Annotated in this window: 16 protein-coding genes; 10 read left to right on the plus strand and 6 right to left on the minus strand. The window is 65.3% G+C overall.

Annotation, left to right across the window (positions count from 1 at the left end):
* Positions 1-460: 460 nt before the first annotated feature.
* From AB0J29_RS13235 to AB0J29_RS13245, 3 genes are all read left to right on the plus strand, one after another.
* Positions 461-2,086: an acyl-CoA synthetase gene (locus tag AB0J29_RS13235; RefSeq protein WP_364784076.1), complete on the plus strand. Its 1,626-nt coding sequence runs from the start codon at positions 461-463 to the stop codon at positions 2,084-2,086.
* 109 nt (positions 2,087-2,195) lie between these two features.
* Positions 2,196-3,791 carry a succinic semialdehyde dehydrogenase gene (locus tag AB0J29_RS13240; RefSeq protein WP_364784079.1) on the plus strand — a complete coding sequence of 532 codons (1,596 nt, stop codon included), beginning with the start codon at positions 2,196-2,198 and terminating at the stop codon, positions 3,789-3,791.
* A 141-nt stretch (positions 3,792-3,932) separates the two neighbouring features.
* Complete coding sequence (locus tag AB0J29_RS13245) at positions 3,933-4,418, plus strand: glutathione peroxidase (protein ID WP_364784082.1); 486 nt, start codon at positions 3,933-3,935, stop codon at positions 4,416-4,418.
* Between the two features lie 43 nt (positions 4,419-4,461).
* On the opposite strand, the gene AB0J29_RS13250 is transcribed toward AB0J29_RS13245, so the two are convergent.
* Entirely contained in the window at positions 4,462-5,043 is a 582-nt protein-coding gene (locus tag AB0J29_RS13250; RefSeq protein WP_364784085.1) for a TerD family protein, read from the minus strand.
* 588 nt (positions 5,044-5,631) lie between these two features.
* On the opposite strand from AB0J29_RS13250, the gene AB0J29_RS13255 reads away from it, so the two are divergent.
* Positions 5,632-5,964 carry a spore germination protein GerW family protein gene (locus AB0J29_RS13255; protein ID WP_364784088.1) on the plus strand — a complete coding sequence of 111 codons (333 nt, stop codon included), beginning with the start codon at positions 5,632-5,634 and terminating at the stop codon, positions 5,962-5,964.
* 156 nt (positions 5,965-6,120) lie between these two features.
* On the opposite strand, the gene AB0J29_RS13260 is transcribed toward AB0J29_RS13255, so the two are convergent.
* Both AB0J29_RS13260 and AB0J29_RS13265 read right to left on the minus strand, forming a co-directional pair.
* A complete protein-coding gene (locus tag AB0J29_RS13260) occupies positions 6,121-7,938 on the minus strand; it encodes a protein kinase (RefSeq protein ID WP_364784091.1) in 1,818 nt (605 codons plus the stop codon).
* A gap of 174 nt (positions 7,939-8,112) precedes the next feature.
* A complete protein-coding gene (locus AB0J29_RS13265) occupies positions 8,113-9,231 on the minus strand; it encodes a serine/threonine-protein kinase (protein WP_364784094.1) in 1,119 nt (372 codons plus the stop codon).
* A gap of 129 nt (positions 9,232-9,360) precedes the next feature.
* Here AB0J29_RS13265 and AB0J29_RS13270 point away from each other — a divergent pair, with 129 nt between their 5' ends.
* The 5 genes from AB0J29_RS13270 to AB0J29_RS13290 all read left to right on the plus strand — a co-directional run bounded on the left by AB0J29_RS13270 (position 9,361) and on the right by AB0J29_RS13290 (position 13,862).
* Positions 9,361-10,131, plus strand: coding sequence for a deoxyribonuclease IV (locus tag AB0J29_RS13270; protein WP_364784097.1), 771 nt, complete (start codon positions 9,361-9,363; stop codon positions 10,129-10,131).
* Positions 10,132-10,454: 323 nt separating this feature from the next.
* Positions 10,455-11,384 (plus strand): TauD/TfdA family dioxygenase, encoded by a 930-nt coding sequence (locus AB0J29_RS13275; RefSeq protein WP_364784100.1) that lies wholly within the window; start codon positions 10,455-10,457, stop codon positions 11,382-11,384.
* Between the two features lie 135 nt (positions 11,385-11,519).
* Positions 11,520-12,728, plus strand: coding sequence for a CaiB/BaiF CoA-transferase family protein (locus AB0J29_RS13280; protein ID WP_364784103.1), 1,209 nt, complete (start codon positions 11,520-11,522; stop codon positions 12,726-12,728).
* A 31-nt stretch (positions 12,729-12,759) separates the two neighbouring features.
* On the plus strand, positions 12,760-12,951 hold the full coding sequence (locus AB0J29_RS13285) for a hypothetical protein (protein ID WP_364784106.1): 192 nt from the start codon (positions 12,760-12,762) through the stop codon (positions 12,949-12,951).
* Between the two features lie 2 nt (positions 12,952-12,953).
* Positions 12,954-13,862 carry a hydroxymethylglutaryl-CoA lyase gene (locus AB0J29_RS13290; RefSeq protein ID WP_364784321.1) on the plus strand — a complete coding sequence of 303 codons (909 nt, stop codon included), beginning with the start codon at positions 12,954-12,956 and terminating at the stop codon, positions 13,860-13,862.
* A gap of 125 nt (positions 13,863-13,987) precedes the next feature.
* Here the strand turns inward: AB0J29_RS13290 and AB0J29_RS13295 are convergent, their stop codons facing one another.
* Together AB0J29_RS13295 and AB0J29_RS13300 are read right to left on the minus strand one after the other, a co-directional pair.
* On the minus strand, positions 13,988-14,839 hold the full coding sequence (locus AB0J29_RS13295; protein ID WP_364784109.1) for a GNAT family N-acetyltransferase: 852 nt from the start codon (positions 14,837-14,839) through the stop codon (positions 13,988-13,990).
* Positions 14,840-14,915: 76 nt separating this feature from the next.
* Entirely contained in the window at positions 14,916-15,266 is a 351-nt protein-coding gene (locus AB0J29_RS13300; RefSeq protein WP_364784112.1) for a hypothetical protein, read from the minus strand.
* Positions 15,267-15,492: 226 nt separating this feature from the next.
* Between AB0J29_RS13300 and AB0J29_RS13305 the strand changes: the two genes are divergently transcribed.
* Positions 15,493-15,885 (plus strand): hypothetical protein, encoded by a 393-nt coding sequence (locus tag AB0J29_RS13305; protein ID WP_364784115.1) that lies wholly within the window; start codon positions 15,493-15,495, stop codon positions 15,883-15,885.
* A 51-nt stretch (positions 15,886-15,936) separates the two neighbouring features.
* Here the strand turns inward: AB0J29_RS13305 and AB0J29_RS13310 are convergent, their stop codons facing one another.
* A complete protein-coding gene (locus AB0J29_RS13310; RefSeq protein WP_364784118.1) occupies positions 15,937-17,058 on the minus strand; it encodes an acyl-CoA dehydrogenase family protein in 1,122 nt (373 codons plus the stop codon).
* Between the last annotated feature and the right edge of the window lie 5 nt (positions 17,059-17,063).

Here is a 17,063-nt window from a genome sequence, read left to right on the forward strand (position 1 = left end):
ACCGATTCGCTGCGCGATGCCGCATTCATACATGCTCCGATACTGCCTGGACAGGTGTATGGAATATAGTCTCGGCGCCCGAATCGGCGCAAGAACTCGTTTCAGAATGACCCTTCGAAACCGCCCCGACCCTTGCCAAGAAGAGCCACCGCCGTAGCGCAGACCGAGCCCGAAGTTCAGCTCTGCGATGACGGATTTTTCAGGGAAAACTCTGTCGCTTCCCGTGCGCCGATGGTACCGTCCAGACACATGTCCAGCTATGTGTCTCTCATCGCTGCCGCGACACGGGTTATCGATGAGAACTGGTTCTCGAATACCGGGTTATCGCGATGACGGACGCCGCACTCGGGCCCCTGACCTTCAACCCCTACGACTACGCACCCGGTCCGGCGCCGCCTTCACCTTTACCAACCGCGGCATTCCGCTGCCGCTCACCGTCATTGGCTGAGAGTGAATTGCCATGTCCCACAACTTCGCCGACCTGTTCGAACATGCGGTCGACGCGATGCCGCAGCGTACCGCGCTGATCGAGGGCGATCTCACACTCTCCTTCACCGAACTCGACGCCCGCGCGAATCGCCTCGCCGACCATCTCGGCACGATCGGCGTCGGCCCCGGTACCCATGTGGGTTTCCAGATGCACAACGGCATCGAGACCATGACCACCCTCATCGCCTGTTTCAAGGCACGCGCCGTCCCGATCAACATCAACTACCGTTACGGGGTCGAAGAACTCGGCTACCTCTACGACAATGCCGACCTCGAAGCACTTGTGTGCCATCAGAAATACGCGAATGCGGCCCGGGAAGCACTGGCCGAAACGCCGTCGATCCACCTGCTGATCGTCGACGACCGGCCACCCGCCCCCATTCCCACCGATACCACCACCCCGGGAGGGCTTTCCACAGCGTACGAGCAGGCCCTGCGCTCGGGCTCGCCCATCCGTCGCGCCATCGAACGCACGTCCGACGACCTGTTCATGATGTACACCGGCGGCACCACCGGCCGACCCAAGGGCGTGATGTGGCGGCAAGAGGATATGTGGCGGGTACTCGGCGGCGGCATCGACTTCTTTACGAACCAACCGGTTTCCGACGAATATCAGCAGTCCCGGGTCGGTGCGGCGGGCGAGCCGAGCAACTGGTTCGTTTTGCCGCCGCTCATCCACGCCGCCGCGATGATGCCCTCCTTCATCGCCCTGTGGACCGGCAATGCCGTGATCTTCGAGCCCAAGTTCGACGCCGAGCGCGTGTGGCAGGTGGTTGAACGCCGTCGCCCGCACATCATGGTGATCACCGGCGATGCCATGGCGCGTCCGCTGATCGATGCCTATCGCGCCGCTCCGGTGGACGCATCCTCGCTCGGCGTTATCGGCTCCGGTGCCGCGCTGCTGTCGCAGCCGGTGAAAAACGCACTGCTGGAACTGTTTCCGTCGACGGTCGTCTCCGATTCCATCGGCTCCTCCGAAACCGGTTTCGGCGGTATCGGTTTCGCGCAGAAGGACGACAATCCCGGTCGCGGTCCGCACGTACAGAGGGGACGCGGTGTGATCGTGGTCGATGATGCCGGACGGCAGGTCGAACCCGGTTCCCAGGGCTGGCTCGCCAAGACCGGTTCGGCGCCGATCGGCTATTACAAGGACCCGGAGCAGACCGAGCGGCTGTTCAAGACGGTCGACGGCACCCGGATTGTGGTGACCGACGATCGCGCCAGGGCCGAGCCGGACGGCTCGGTGACCCTGATCGGCCGCGGCAATATGGTTGTCGATACCGGCGGCGAGAAGGTCTTCGTCGAAGAGGTCGAGAGCGTGGTGAAGGCGTACGAGGCCATTTACGACGCCGTGGTGATCGGGGTCCCGCACGAGCGCTGGGGCCAGCAGGTTGCGGCCGTGGTATCCGTCGCGGGCGCCGGACCGGTGGATTTCACCGCGCTGGAGCGCCATGTGCGCAAACATCTCGCGGGGTACAAGGTGCCGAAGCAGATCTGGGTCGCCGACGTCGTCATGCGCGCCCCGAGCGGCAAACCGGACTACCGTTGGGCGCGGGAGTTCACGATGGGCCGCGCGCCGGATCATCAGGTGGGTTGACAATGGCTCGGCAGGCATTCGACCAGGTCATCCCCATCAAGACCCGGACAGCCGCGCCGAGAACGTGTTCTAATTCGAGAGCATCTGCCGTCAGCACGGAGAAGGTCCGATGAATACCACCGAAGCCAAGAAGGATTCAGCACCGGCGCTGCCCGCACGGATCACCGAAGCGTTGATCGGCGGGCTGACCGACATGGTCACTGCCTCCGGCACCGCCGATCCGTATTCGATGGTCGAGGTCTACACCGGCGCCGTGGTCGGCGAACTACCGCAGTCGACCCCCGAGGACGTCGCCACCGCCTATGCGACCGCGCGAGCGGCCCAGCGGGAGTGGGCCGCCTGGCCGCTGCAACGTCGACTCGAGGTCTTCGAACGCGCACACGACCTGATCATCGCCGAATACGAGACCATCGCCGATCTGATCCAGATCGGCTGCGGTAAGACCCGCCGGATGGCCTTCGAGGAATCCTGCGACGTCCCGATGGTCATCAGCCACTACCTCAAGACCGCACGCCGGGTGCTGAAGCCCAGGCGGCGCGGTGGCCCGGTGCCGCTGATCACCACGTCGACCGAGGAGCATCGCCCCAAAGGTGTCGTCGCGGTGATCGCGCCGTGGAATTTCCCCTTCGCCATCGCGCTGTCGGATTCGATGCCCGCGCTGATTGCGGGCAATGGCGTCGTACTCAAGCCCGACAACAAGACCGCGCTCTGCGCACTGTTCGGGGTGGAGCTGCTGTACCGGGCGGGTCTGCCGAAGGGGCTGTTCCAGGTCATCTGCGGTGCGGGCCCCGATGTTGGTCCGGCCTTGATCGACAATGCCGACTTCGTCATGTTCACCGGCTCGACCGCGACCGGGCGGGTGGTCGGCGAAGGCGCGGGCCGCAATCTCATCGGCTGCAGTCTCGAACTCGGGGGCAAGAACCCGATGATCGTGCTGGACGATGCGAATCTCGACGAGGTGATTCCCGGTGCGTCCTTCGCGGTCTTCGCGAATTCGGGCCAGGCCTGTATGCACATCGAGCGGATCTATGTGCAGGACAGGCTGTATGACGAATTCGTGCGCCGATTGGTCACCGCGGCTCAGGAATTGAATGCCAAGATCGGCGCGGCCTACGACTTCACACCGGAATTCGGCTCGCTGGTCTCGGCGCCGCATATGGAGCGGGTCACGGCGCATGTCGAGGATGCCCGCGCGAAGGGCGCGACGGTACTGACCGGCGGCAAAGCACGGCCGGATGTCGGCCCGGCATTCTATGAACCCACGGTCCTCACCGATGTCACCCCCGAGATGACGCACGCGACCGCGGAAACCTTCGGTCCCGTGGTGAGCGTCTACCGGTTCACCGACGAGCAGGAGGCCATCCGGCTCGCCAACGACACCAGCTACGGTTTGAATGCCAGCGTCTGGAGCCGAGATCTGGCCCGCGCCAATCGAATCGGCGCCCAACTCGAGGCCGGGAATATCAATATCAACGACGGTTTCGTGACCACCTATGCCGCCAAGGGCACCCCGTCCGGCGGTGTCAAACAATCCGGCGTCGGCACCAGGCACGGCGATCAGGGCCTGCTCAAATACACCGACAGCGTGAATATCGGCGTGCAGAAGCGCCAGATGATGGCGGCCCGCGCGGGTCTGCCGTATGAGAAGCAGCTGAAGACGACACTGACAACCCTGCGACTCATGCGCCGACTCAGGCTGCGCTGAACCACTGTTCAATCCTCTGGAGATCGATGTGATGTTCCATGCGATCGTCGATGTAATGTCCAAGATCATCCAGGTCGCCGATCCGGTACGGTTGCGGCCGGGGTGGATCAACGGCATCAAGAACTGGCAGGTCCGATACGAATGAATATCCGCAATATTCCACTACGAACCCTCTCCGGCGACCCGGCAACACTGGGCGAACTGGTCGGAGATAAGGCAGTACTGCTGGTCAATGTGGCCTCCAAGTGTGGACTGACACCGCAGTACACCGGACTCGTCGAACTTCAGCAGACCTACGGCGACCGCGGCTTCAGCGTGGTCGGGGTGCCGTGTAATCAGTTCATGGGCCAGGAGCCGGGCACCGCCGAGGAAATCGCGGAATTCTGCTCGACCACCTATGGTGTCGACTTTCCGCTGCTGGAGAAGACCGATGTCAACGGCGACGACCGGCATCCGCTCTACCAGGCACTGGCGCAGACCACGGATGCCGAGGGCACGGCCGGTGATATCCAGTGGAACTTCGAGAAATTCCTGATCGATCGCGAAGGTGCGGTGGTCGGCCGGTTCCGGCCGCGCACCACACCCGACGACGCCGCGGTCGTCTCGGCGGTCGAATCCGTGCTTTAGCGATAGCGGCCGGAGCTCGTCGCCCGAGCTCCGGCCCGCATGCTTACGCCATGGCGAAATGCAGCAGGGCCTGCTTATCGCCCTGCTTTACCTTGCCCTTACGATTGAGCACCTCGAGCTGCCAGCTACCACCGCTGCGGAACGCCTTGGCCACCGCATTGGCGTTATCCGTGCCGAGCAGCGACGGCCAGATGTCGGCCACCTGCTGAGTGCTGCCGCCGGTCGCGTCGTAGATCTTGAACGAGATGTTATTGGCTTTCTCGAACGATGAGCCCTTTTTGAATGCCGCGGCCACGAAAACGATCGCGTCGATGGCCTCGGGCACATTCGCGAAGGTGACGTGCACCGCCTCGTCGTCGCCGGAGGCGGCGCCGGTCTGTTCGTCGCCGGTGTGCTGGACCGAACCATTGCCCAGCGGGTCGAGGGAGTCGAGACCGGCGAAACGCACCGGCTCGGCGCCCTGCATGAGAATGGCGATCAGATCCAGATCCACACCGCGCTTGCGGCGCAGCATCCCGAGCGCACCGCCGCTGGTGCCCCCCGACGGGTCCCAGCTCACTCCGACCGTCAGCTTGGTGATGCCGTTGAGATCGGCGGCACCATCTTCCTTCTTGAGCGTGATCATATCTTCACATTACAAGCGAATTCGCCAAGCCCCGTGGGGCACAGCATCTTCCCGCTCATACTCGCGTAACTGGGTGTTCGCCTGGGCCTTTCGCCGCTGGGGGTGGAGATCAGCGCGAAGTTCCAGCGCTGCGTGGACCGACCCACTGCACATTCCGACCGTCGGGGCGCGTGGTAGTGGACGCTATCCCGGCCTGCGCTGGAAGGCCCGCGCCCCAACGCCCGGTGCGTAGCGAGTAGCGGTGAGCGCCAACGCATCTCCGCATCCGACCGAACCCGATGTGCACCTGAGCGTCTTCCTGCACGGCGCGCGCTTCGACTACGTCGCCTGCCTCACCCCGCATTGCTATGCATCCAGGGACACCAAGCCAAGCACTACGCCGATGCCGTCACCATCGACCTCGCCGACACCGGCGCCCTACCATGCCTCCCCTGCGAACGCCTCTACCCGGAGCCCTGGGCCGATTGTTGCCGTTGTACCTACCAGCGCGGGTCCATCGGCCCTGCACACATCGCGTGGCACCGGCCGACACTGGCAGGAGCCGACGGATCGGTCATTCGAAGTCGAGAGCACGATGGAGGAAGCGCGATGAATGTCACGGATATTCTTGCTACCGCGAAGGACTCGATGACGGCGAAACGAGCATTCGCGGAGCCGGTCGAACGAGACGGCACAACGGTGATCCCGGCGGCCGCGGTCACCGGTGGCGGCGGTGGGGGCGGCACCGACAAAGAAGGACAGGAAGGATCCGGTGGCGGTTTCGGGATGGGCGCCAAGCCGGTCGGGGCATATGTCATCAAGGGCGGGCAGGTGCGCTGGCAGCCCGCGGTCGATATCAACCGACTGATCATGGTGGTCGGCATTGTCGCGGTGACCGCACTGCTTGTCGGTGCCCGCATCGCGAAACTTCAGGCACAGTAGCCCTATCGGACAGGGCCGATAGGATCAAGGGCGAAAGGTTGTTGAGATCGGTCTGGGTGAGTTGTTCGGCGGCATAGATGAAGGTGCCGCAGTCGGCCAATTCGTGTGCGGTATCGGGACCGGGCGCGAGCCATTTTTTCGCGCCGGCTCTGCAAATCAGTTCAGCGGGGCCGAACGCCACCAGCGCAGGACATCGTACATCCCGCCCGTCAAGCCGTCGGCGTATATGAGGAATTGGGCGCGTTTGCTGTCGCCGGTGAAAGCGGTGACGATCTTCGGCCCGTCGTTGACGAATTTGTAGTTGGTGTAGGACTTTCCACCGTTGGTGTCGGTCGACTTGGTGGCATCGGCGGGCAGGTTGCTCAGCGCCTTTTGTACATCGGAGGCGTTCTCGTAGACGTATATCGTGTAGAACGGGTCGTCGTTGTCACCGCCGCCGTAGCAATCCCATTGCGCGGCCCACGCGCCGAAGTCGGGCGTGCCCGGGGTAGGCAGGGTCAGGTCACCGGTCTTGTGGGCATTGCATTTCGCGCCGTTGTAGCCGACCGAATCGGATTCGCTGGCGGGCACCATGGCCGGGAACTCTTTGCTGATCGCGGCCGCAGTCGCGTCCAGCGCGCCGTTGCCGCGATTGGACGAAGTCGACGAGGTCGTCGAGGTCGTCGTGCTGCTGCCGCCGGAGTTCGATGAACCGCTGTTCGATACCACGCCGATGATCGCGAGCACGATCACCAACAGCATGACCAGACCGACGCACAGCGCGACGATCAGCCCGACATTCGATTTGCGCTGCGGCGGTCCGGGCGGTCGCGGGCCGCTCATCGGAGGCAGGGGCGGGGTCGCGAATCCGAGCGGCTGCTGATTGTAGGGATTGCTCGGATGCGGTTGCTGTTGGGTCGGCGCGGCCTGCACCTGCTGCGGATGTTGGGTGCTCTGCGAAGCCGGATTGACCGTCGTCGGTGCCAACGGCTGCATGGTGGGCGGCGCGCTGGTCTGCGAATACGGGCCGCTGGTCTGCGGATACGGTCCGGCCGTCTGCGGGTACGGCCCGTTCGTCACCGGATGCGGCGTACCGGTCACCGGAATCGCCGGTCCGGTACCCGGGCGCGAACCGCCGACCACCGGCATCGCCGGTGCGCTCGGATTGGTGAATGCCTGCTTGGCCGCCAACGCGAATTCCGAGCAGGAGGCGAACCGGTCCTCGGGCCGCTTGGCCATCGCCTTTGCCAGCACCGCGTCCAGCTGGTACGGCAGGCCGGGACGGACGCTGCTCAATGCCGGGGGTGTGCCCTGCAGATGTCCCTGGATCACCGCCGCCGGATTGGTCGCGGCGAACGGACCGGACCCGGTGAACAACCAGAACAGTGCGCACGCCAACGAGTACTGATCCGATCGGTGATCGAGCGAGGCACCGGTGAGCTGTTCGGGCGAGGCGTAGGCCAAGGTGGCGGTGAAGGTGCCGGTCTGGGTGAGATGGCCGGTGTCGTCGCGCAGCCGCGCGATACCGAAGTCGGTCAGGTAGACCCGCTCACCGCGCCCGCCGCCGGAGCGAGCCAGCAGGATATTCGCGGGCTTCACATCGCGGTGCAGCACGCCCATGCTGTGCGCGTAGTCGAGCGCGTCGGCGGTCTCCTTGACGATCTGAACAGCGCGCTCCGGCGGCAGCGACTTGGGGTCGACCGACGCGGCATCGATGCCGTCGATGTACTGCATCGAGATCCACAGCTGCTCGTCCTCGAGGCCGCGGTCGTACACGGTGACGATATTCGGGTGATCGAGCTGGGCAACCAGATCCGCCTCCCGCTCGAACCGCGCCCGCACCTCCTTGTCGAAGAACATCTCGCGATTCAGCAGCTTCAATGCCGTCATCCGCGGCAGTCGCGGATGTTTCGCCAGGTACACCGAACCCATGCCACCGCGACCCAGTTGCCGATCGATGACATAACCGACGAATACGTCACCGTTGGCCAGCATGTCTGCTCCACTTCCCGCCGCGCACCGGGACCCACCGATGCGCCGACGTACAGCATAAGAATGCGCGATCAGGACCTCCCGACCACGGAAAACATCGAAACCTTAGCAGGATTCGCTTAAGCCCTGGTTATCGTCGACTTATCGGTATCGCGTGCGGTTTTCGACTGTTTCCGGCTATGGCGGCGGGCGTGCCGCGGGGCCGGGCGGCGTTCTCCCGGGGCGACGTGGGATATCGGGCAGCGCGATGGTGCCGGGTCGCGGTGCCCGGCGCGGCGGCAGTGGCAGGCGCGGCTGGGATGTCCTCGGCGGCACAGGGGCCGGTTGGGCCGGACGTGCGGTTCCACTGCTGCCCAGCGGATCAGAAGTATTGGTGGGCACCGGGTTTCGGGGCAGAACCGCGGTGCTCAGCGATTCCAGCGGCGGGCGGTTCGGCCCCGGCGGACCATAGCGCGGCTGCGGCGCCGACGACAGCAGCGCCCGGCGGGCGGCCAGCGCGAATTCGGTGCAGCTGCCGAATCGGTCCGTGGGCCGTTTGGCCATCGCGCGCGCCAGCACCGCATCCAAACCCGCTGGCACATCCGGCCGATACCGGCGCAGCGACGGAATCGCGCCGGACAGATGGCCATTGATGACCGCCATCGGATTGGCCCCGTGGAAGGGCGCGACACCGGTCAGCATCCAGAACAGCGAACAGGCCAGCGAGTATTGGTCGGCAAGGTAGTCGGGCGTCCCGGTCAGTTGCTCCGGTGCGGCGTAGGCCAGCGTGGCGGTAATGGTTCCCGCCGAACTCAGCGTGGATTCGCCATCGCGCATGCCCGCGATGCCGAAGTCGGTGAGCAGCACTCGTTCCGGCTGTCCGATCGGCGCCTTGGCCAGCAAGATATTCGCCGGTTTCACATCGCGATGCAGCACGCCGTTGCCGTGGGCGAAATCCAGGGCGGCCGCGGTATCGGCGACAATCTGCACCGCGCGGCCCGGCGCGAGCACGTTGACATCCGCGCAGGACGCATCCGCGCCCGGCACGAATTGCATCGAGATCCACAGCTGCTGATCCTCGGCGCCACGGTCGTAGACGGCGACGATATTCGGATGGTCGAGCTGGGCGACCAGATCGGCCTCCCGCTCGAAGCGGCGCCGGATCTCGGCATCGGTATACAGTTCGCGCTTCAACAATTTCAGCGCGGTCAGGCGCGGCAAGCGCGGATGCTGGGCCAGATACACGGTGCCCATACCCCCCTGGCCGAGCACACGTTTGATCGCGTAACCAGCGAAAACATCGCCAGGTCGCAGCACAGTGGATTCACCCCCCGTATCGGGTCGAGCACCTGGATCCTACCGATGTATCTGTTCGCATGGCCCGGACGCAACATGTTCGTTGCGGTGCCGCAGACGATGTCGGTGGCACTCGTTAGGCTCGGCCCCATGCGCATTGGAGCACACGTCCGGCTCGACAGCGATCCGATCGGCTTCGGTGAGAAACTCGGCGCCGATGTCATCCAACTGTTCGTCGTCGACCCGCAGAGTTGGGATAAACCGACCCCGCATCCGCGGACCGAGGAGATCCTCGCCAGTCCGATCGATGTGGTGGTGCACTCGTCCTATCAGATCAATGTGGCCAGTCTGAACAATCGCCTGCGCATGCCGTCGCGCAATGCGGTCGCGCAGCAGGCGAAGGCCGCCGCCGATATCGGCGCGTTCGGTCTGGTGGTGCACGGCGGACATGTCCGTTCCGACGACGAACTGGAGACCGGAATCGATAACTGGCGCAAGCTGTTCGAGCGTCAGCAGGACAAGGGCGGCTTCCCGGTGCCGATCCTGATCGAGAACACCGCCGGTGGTAACCACGCCATGGCCCGGCATTTCGACTCGATCGCCCGGCTCTGGGACGCGGTCGGCGGCTTCGGCGCGGGCTTCTGCCTGGACACCTGTCACGCCTGGGCGGGCGGTGAGGATCTGGTCGGCGTCGTCGAGCGGATCAAGGCCATTACCGGCCGCATCGACCTGGTGCATCTGAACTCCTCTCGCGACGAGTTCAATTCGGGCGCGGACCGGCATGCCAACTTCGCCGACGGGACGATCGATCCGGAGCTGCTCGCGCAGGTGTGCCGGACGGCGGATGCTCCGGTGGTTCTGGAGACGCCCGCCGAGGGTGTCGCCGAGGATCTGGCGTACCTGCGCGAGCACGTCGGCTGAACCACCTGCCTGTCCGGCGGGCGAGGTCAGAGCAGGAGCGGCCGGGCAGCTATGTCGCGGAGCGAGCGGGCAGTACAGCGCACGGCGGGCAGCTCGGCGCGCGGCGGGGACCCGAGCTAGTCGAATGGTCGGTGGTCTCGGCGTCAGCGCCAGCGCCTATTCTCGGTCCGTTTCTGCGTGATCCGCCTGAGAATGGGCGCTGAGGTCAACTCGTCCCTGAGAAACGGCGTTGGGATCACGGCGACGAAAACCCTGGTCGGGGTGGGTGTTTCGGTGATGTGCTCGAGGCGCATCAACCGATTCAACCCAGCGAAGGTGATCCCATGACGATCGACTACGCCCAGACAACCGCCACCGTGACCAAAATCGGCGCTCGCATCGGCGCCCAGGTCGACAATGTCCGGCTCGGCGACGATGTGGACGCGGCAACCGTCGCGGTGATTCGGCGCGCGCTGCTCGAGCACAAGGTCATCTTCTTCCGCGGGCAGGACCATTTGACCGAGGACGGACAGTACGAGTTCGCGCGACTGCTCGGCACCCCGACCACCCCGCATCCGACGGTCACCTCGCACGGTGTCAAGAGCTTGGCCATCGACTCCGAGTACGGCCGCGCCAATAGTTGGCACACCGACGTCACCTTCGTCGACCGAATCCCGAAGGCCTCCATCCTGCGCGCGGTCACCCTGCCGACCTACGGCGGCTCGACCACCTGGGCCTCCACCGTGGCCGCGTACGATTCGCTGCCGGAGCCGCTCAAGCGCCTGGCCGAGAACCTGCGGGCGGTGCACACAAATCTCTACGACTACGCCGCCACCGATGTCGACCGGAGCAACCCGAACACCGATGCCTACCGTGCGGAGTTCCAGTCCGACTACTACGAGACCGAGCATCCGGTGGTGCGGGTGCACCCGGAGACCGGTGAACGCGCACTGCTGGTCGGGCACTTCGTCAAGCGCTTCGTCGGGGTCTCCACCAGCGAGTCCCAGGCCCTGTTCCGCCTTTTCCAAGATCGGGTGACCCGGCTGGAGAACACCACGCGATGGCACTGGCAGGCCGGTGACGTCGCCATCTGGGACAACCGCGCCACCCAGCACTATGCCGTCGACGACTACGACGACCAGCCGCGCAAGCTGACCCGAATCACCCTCGCCGGCGATATCCCGGTCGGTGTCGACGGTGTCACGAGCACGTCGCACCACGGCAATGCCGAGCACTACTCGGTCATCGAGGAAGCTTTCCGACTCGAATCGTGACGGCGACCGCACGGCTGCCGCAGCATCTGGCGATTGTGTTGCGGCGGTTGAGGGGCCGTGCGGTTGCTGGACCGGAATTCGTGCCGGGACCAGGTCGGGCCGTTGCCGGGTGGCACGATAGTACAGACTGATGCCATGAGTATCAGCCCGCTGGACGGGGTTCGCGTCCTGGAACTCGGCAATTACATCGCCGCGCCGACCGCTGGTCGCATCCTCGGCGATTTCGGTGCCGAGGTGATCAAAGTGGAGCGGCCGAAGGCCGGAGACGAGCTACGCAACTGGCGGCTCTACGGCGGCGATACCTCGATGCTGTACCGGACCATCAACCGGAACAAGAAGTCGATCACGCTGGATCTGCGCACCGAAGCGGGCCGGGGCATCGTCCTGGATCTGCTCCGGCACTGCGATGTGCTGCTGGAGAATTTCCGGCCGGGCATGCTGGAGAAGTGGGGCCTGGGCCCAGAGGTGCTGAACGAGGTCAATCCGGATCTGGTGATCACCCGGATCTCCGCGTACGGACAGACCGGGCCGCTGGCGGCGCGGCCCGGTTTCGCCGCGGTCGCCGAGGCGGTCGGCGGGCTGCGCGAACTGGTCGGGGATCCGGATCGGCCGCCGGTGCGGGTCGGTGTATCCATCGGTGATTCGATCGCGGGGATCTACGCGGCCTTCGGCACGGTGATGGCGCTGTTCCAGCGGGCACGCACCAACGCATCGATTCCGCTGCGGGAACGCGTCATCGATGTGGCGCTGAACGAGGCGATCCTGTCGGTAATGGAATCGCTGGTGCCCGACTATCTCGCGTACGGCATCAATCGCGAGCGGGTCGGCGGGCGGATGGAGGGCATCGCGCCGAGTAATGCCTACCCGACCAGCGACGGTACGAGCATCATTATCGGCGGCAACGGTGATGCGATCTTCCAGCGCTATATGGAAGTGATCGGCCGTCCCGATCTGGCCGCCGACCCGGAACTGCAGGACAATGCCGGCCGCTGGCGCCATCGCGAACGGCTCGACGCGTCGATTGCCGAGTGGACCGTGCGGCACACTCGCGACGAGGCGCTGAAGCTCTTGGATGCGGCGGCCATTCCGTGCGGCCCCATCTACACCGCCGCCGATATCGTCGCCGACGAGCAGTACAAGGCGCGCAATATGATTCAGCCGTTCCCGGTGGATGTCGGTGCGCCGCAACCGAAGACGGTCGGCTTTCCCGGCATCGTGCCGGTGATCGGCGAACATTCCCTGCCGATCCGCAATGTCGGACCAGACCTGGGTGAGCACACACGCGAGGTGCTGTCGGAACTGCTCGGCATGAGCGATGCCGATATCGCCGGATTGGAGGCGTGATGCGCGCCGGTATCGACGGAGTGGAGGCGGTATGACGCGACGGGTATACGGCAGGCGTCGACCGCCGGGGCGCGGTGCGCGCGAATTGCGCGCACCCGGTCACGCGCGTCCGACGGTGCATCCCACCCCCGCCACGAACGAAAAGCCTTGCGGTGGTGTGATGTGCGTTCCGCCGCACGTGCGTCAGGCGCCGCCGGTCCGGGATGTGCGGGAGGAGGAGTGATACTGCGCGATGTGACTCTGCGCGACGGGTTGCAGTTGACCGGAAAGGTGCTGCCGGTCGAGCGCAAGGTGGATATCGTGCGCCAGCTACTCGCCGTTGGCGTGCCCGAGCTGGAGATCGGTTCGATGGCGCGTCCCGATCTGGTGCCGCCGATGGCCAACACCATGGAGCTCATTGCCGCGCTGAGTCCCGAAGAGCTGCGACGCTGTTGGGTGTGGGTGGCCACACCGCGCCATGTGGAGAAGGCCGCCGCAGCGGGCGTGCGCAACTTCCAGTACTGCTTCTCCGCATCGGACGCACACAATAAGGCCAATATCGGCCGCAGCACCGAAGACAGCGTCGCCGCCATGCCGGATGCCGTTCGGTTGGCGCGAGAGGCGGGCGGCGAAATCCAGCTCTGCCTCGCCACCAGCTTCACCTGCCCCTTCGACGGTCCCGTCGATCCGGAGCGCGTGTTGGCCATAGCCAACGATCCGCGCACCGAGGGCGCTTGCGACATCGTCATCGCCGATACCCTGGGCCAGGCCCACCCGACCCGGGTATCGGAACTGATCTCGGCAGTCCGCGACCGAACCCCGCACCGCCGCATCGTCTTCCACGGTCACGACACCTGGGGTATGGGCGTCGCCAATACCCTCGCCGCGCTACAGGCCGGAGCCACCATGGTCGACGGCTCCCTCGGCGGCCTCGGCGGCTGCCCCTTCGCACCCGGCGCGAGCGGCAATACCTCCACCGAGGACATCCTCTTCGCCACCCGCCCCACCTGGTTCACCCCACCAGTCCTGGCCACCCTGGTAACCCTCACCGAATCGCTACTCACCGAACTCGGCGAACCCAACCGCTCCCGCACCGCCGAAGGCGCCCGCTCCAAAGCCGCCGCTTTCGAATGGGTCACCCCCGTCACCGCATAGGCAGCGCGAACCGCGCACAGGCTATAGATCTCGGGCACAACACCGCTGAGGTCGGTGCCTCGAGCCGACGTGCGAGAGCGCCGGCTGTGCTGTCTATCCGCGCCCGCACCGCACGCGCTGTCCGTTCACGGTTTGATTGTGGCCGAAGTGAATTGGTAGTACACGAAATCACGGACGGGTTCGAAGCCGATGGTGCGGTAGATACTGTTCGCAGTCGAGTTGGCAAGATCGGCGAACAGGCAGACATTCAGATTTTGCCCGCGCAGGGTGCGGCACACCTGGGCGGTGAGAATGCTGGCGTACCCGTTGCCGCGGTGCTCGGGTGGGGTGTAGACGGGGCCGATTCGGGACCAGCCGAACACCGGGACCTGGTGTGCGGCAAGGGAGACGGGCACACCGTCGCGTTCCCAGAGCCACCAGCGGCCGGTCGCGATTCGCTTCCGGATGGCAATGGTGGTCAGACTCGGTGGCGGCATGCCGGATTCGCGGCGCATGGCCTCGGCCCAGTCGACGCACAGCCCGACATCGGATTCGGTTGCACGCCGGGGTGATCCGGCAGCAATCGGAAAGTTCAGCTGCGCGAGCCGGTAGAGGCGAGTCGAGTACTCCTCCCGATAGCCGACACCGTGGCGCTCGCCCCAGTGCTCGGCGAATTCGGTGGCATCATCGGTCGCGCCCTCGACGTCGTCCACGTCCGAAGCTACCTCGGCGATGGCATCGGCAACGGCCGCAATACTTCCCGCGGGCAGCTCACCGAGATACACCCCATGCCCGGCCGCGCGCATGGCGGCACCGATCACCGTCGCATCGTCATCGTGGACGGAGAGGAATCGCGAGCGGTCAGCGTCGACCTGCATGCCGGTGAGATGGTTGGCGATGCCGGTGGTGATCACCGTATGCCGCAATGGATCACGCAGCAGGAATGGCTCGGTCAGCGACCGGAAGCGCGCGGCATCGGCGGTGATCTCGATCCTCATACGAATCACGTTAGAGCCCGAAAGCCCTGCGCGCTCCCGATTTCCCTTGTGCCACCGCGGCGCGGGCCGGTTCGATTCAGCTGGTTCGATCCGCTCCGTCGGCGCGCAGCTTCAGCAGCACCAGTCCGGCGGTACACGCGAGAATCAGTCCGGCGACGGTGATTTCGACGTGCAGTCCGGCGATGCCGAGCACGGCTCCGACGATACCGCCGATGAAAATCAGCCAGGCGGTTATCCGCGACAGCATCGTGGACTTGGTGCGCACTGGCGGGTTCGACACGACTTGCTGCGAAGTTTCCGGGACCGCCGATTCGTCGGCCGTGGCGGAGGCTCGCAACGGAGTTGTCGAGTAAGCTCCCATCATCAACTCCTCGATGACGCCGATCAGAGTATTGCCGTCGCCCGATTTGCACCGCGCGTCTCTCATCTAGGTGTTGGCGTCTCACGCGTAACTTTGATCACACACGCTACGGCCATCGGACGCGGTTCGACCACGACACGTGCCCGCGACACGCCGAAGAGACCAATTCGATATCTGAATCGCCACTGTTTAATTCGCGCCGCATCGCGCGTGCCCAGCGTGTGCTCATCTGGCCGGGCGGACCGGCCTCGATTATTGTGAGCCCCACTCGAAACGACCAGGAGTGTTACCGATGCAGAGCAGCAGGACCAAGATCGCCGGTCCGGTGATCGCCGCGGGCGCGGTCTCGCTCGGACTCGTTCTCATCGGCGCCTGCGGACTCGGCAAACACGACACCTACGTCGCACCGCCACCGATCAAATCCGCCAATGACGATGCCGCCCCGGCCGTGCGCTACGGGACAAGCACCTCGACGGCACCGAAAGTGATCATCCCGCCGTCGCCGAGCTGGCAGGTCGCACCTCCGGGACCGCCGCGCAAGCCGGCCGGATTCACCGTCCCGTCCAGCGCGCCCGAGTCCGCGAGCCCCGGCCCGCGAACCTCCACGCCGTACGGCACTCAGACGGCCGAGCTCGAGCCGCCGACCACAACACACCACGCGCCGGGTCCGAGCGACGACGAATAGCAAAACGGCGGCGCATATCTCGCACGCGCCGCCGTTCGGAACTACCGGGTCCTACAGCTCCGGCAGGTCGTAGTCACCGACCTGAGCACTGAGCACCCGCAGGTGGTCGAGCCCACCACCGAGCGTGCGCTCGATCGCGGTGAGCCGGGCGACGTAATGGCTCACCGGGTACTCCGCGGTGACGCCGATACCGCCGTGCATCTGAATCGCCTCTTGGCCGATATGCCGAGCAGAGCGACCAACCTGCAGCCGCGCCCGCGAGGCGATGACCGGATCGTTGGCACCATCGGCCAACGACGCATTCGCGTAGAGGCTCATGCTGCGCGCCAGTTCCAGCGAGACGTACATATTCGCCGCCCGCTGGGTCAGCGTCTGGAACTTCGACAGCGTGACGCCGAACTGCTTGCGCGTCTTCAGATAATCCGTCGTCAGCCGCAGCGCCTCCGCCATCGCACCGATGGACTCCGCGCACAGCGCGGCCTGGGCGTGCGCGATCGTGATCTGCACCGCCTCGGCGGCGTCGATATTGTCACCGAGCAATTCGCCTCGGACCTTGTCGAATTCGAGCTGCGCACCACGCTGACCGTCGAATGTGCGGTACGACTTGCGCTGCACCCCGGCGGGATCGACCAGGAACAGTCCGATGCCGCCGGTCGGCAGCACTGCGCTGACCACCAGCTCATCGGCGCTGTCGCCGTGCGGGACCGGATTCTTCAGACCCGTCAGCGTCCACGAATCACCCTGCTGCACAGCGGTGGTCGCGAGTTCGGTGGACGGCCAGCGCACCCCGGGTTCGGCATGCGCGAACGCGAGCAGTTTGGTGCCGCCGGCCACCTCGGGCAGAATCCGCTGGCGCTGTTCGGCACTGCCGACCCGCGCGACCAAACCACCCGGCAGCAGCACCGCATCCACGAGCGGTTCGGGTGCCAGCCGACGCCCGATCTCCTCGAGTACGACCATGGTCTCCACCGGACCGGCGCCGACACCGCCGTCCTCCTCGGTGAAGCTCAGGCCCAGCACGCCGAGTTCGGCCAGCTGGTTCCAGACATCGCGGCTCCAGCCGAGTTCAGTGTCGGTGACCTTCAGGCGGGTTTCGGGATCGTAGTTGCGGGCCAGTAGTTCGCGCACCGTGTCGCGCAGCATGACCTGTTCATCGGTGAGTTCGAAATCCATGGCTG

This window comes from Nocardia sp. NPDC049707 (assembly GCF_040674855.1).
In the GTDB taxonomy this organism is placed as follows: domain Bacteria; phylum Actinomycetota; class Actinomycetes; order Mycobacteriales; family Mycobacteriaceae; genus Nocardia.

Excerpts from the sequence above, each read along its gene's own strand:
- AB0J29_RS13235 (WP_364784076.1), top strand. The coding sequence starts at position 461 with ATGTCCCACAACTTCGCCGACCTGTTCGAACATGCGGTCGACGCGATG.
- AB0J29_RS13240 (WP_364784079.1), top strand. The coding sequence starts at position 2,196 with ATGAATACCACCGAAGCCAAGAAGGATTCAGCACCGGCGCTGCCCGCA.
- AB0J29_RS13245 (WP_364784082.1), top strand. The coding sequence starts at position 3,933 with ATGAATATCCGCAATATTCCACTACGAACCCTCTCCGGCGACCCGGCA.
- AB0J29_RS13250 (WP_364784085.1), bottom strand. The coding sequence starts at position 5,043 with ATGATCACGCTCAAGAAGGAAGATGGTGCCGCCGATCTCAACGGCATC.
- AB0J29_RS13255 (WP_364784088.1), top strand. The coding sequence starts at position 5,632 with ATGAATGTCACGGATATTCTTGCTACCGCGAAGGACTCGATGACGGCG.
- AB0J29_RS13260 (WP_364784091.1), bottom strand. The coding sequence starts at position 7,938 with ATGCTGGCCAACGGTGACGTATTCGTCGGTTATGTCATCGATCGGCAA.
- AB0J29_RS13270 (WP_364784097.1), top strand. The coding sequence starts at position 9,361 with ATGCGCATTGGAGCACACGTCCGGCTCGACAGCGATCCGATCGGCTTC.
- AB0J29_RS13275 (WP_364784100.1), top strand. The coding sequence starts at position 10,455 with ATGACGATCGACTACGCCCAGACAACCGCCACCGTGACCAAAATCGGC.
- AB0J29_RS13280 (WP_364784103.1), top strand. The coding sequence starts at position 11,520 with ATGAGTATCAGCCCGCTGGACGGGGTTCGCGTCCTGGAACTCGGCAAT.
- AB0J29_RS13285 (WP_364784106.1), top strand. The coding sequence starts at position 12,760 with ATGACGCGACGGGTATACGGCAGGCGTCGACCGCCGGGGCGCGGTGCG.
- AB0J29_RS13295 (WP_364784109.1), bottom strand. The coding sequence starts at position 14,839 with ATGAGGATCGAGATCACCGCCGATGCCGCGCGCTTCCGGTCGCTGACC.
- AB0J29_RS13300 (WP_364784112.1), bottom strand. The coding sequence starts at position 15,266 with ATGAGAGACGCGCGGTGCAAATCGGGCGACGGCAATACTCTGATCGGC.
- AB0J29_RS13305 (WP_364784115.1), top strand. The coding sequence starts at position 15,493 with ATGCAGAGCAGCAGGACCAAGATCGCCGGTCCGGTGATCGCCGCGGGC.
- AB0J29_RS13310 (WP_364784118.1), bottom strand. The coding sequence starts at position 17,058 with ATGGATTTCGAACTCACCGATGAACAGGTCATGCTGCGCGACACGGTG.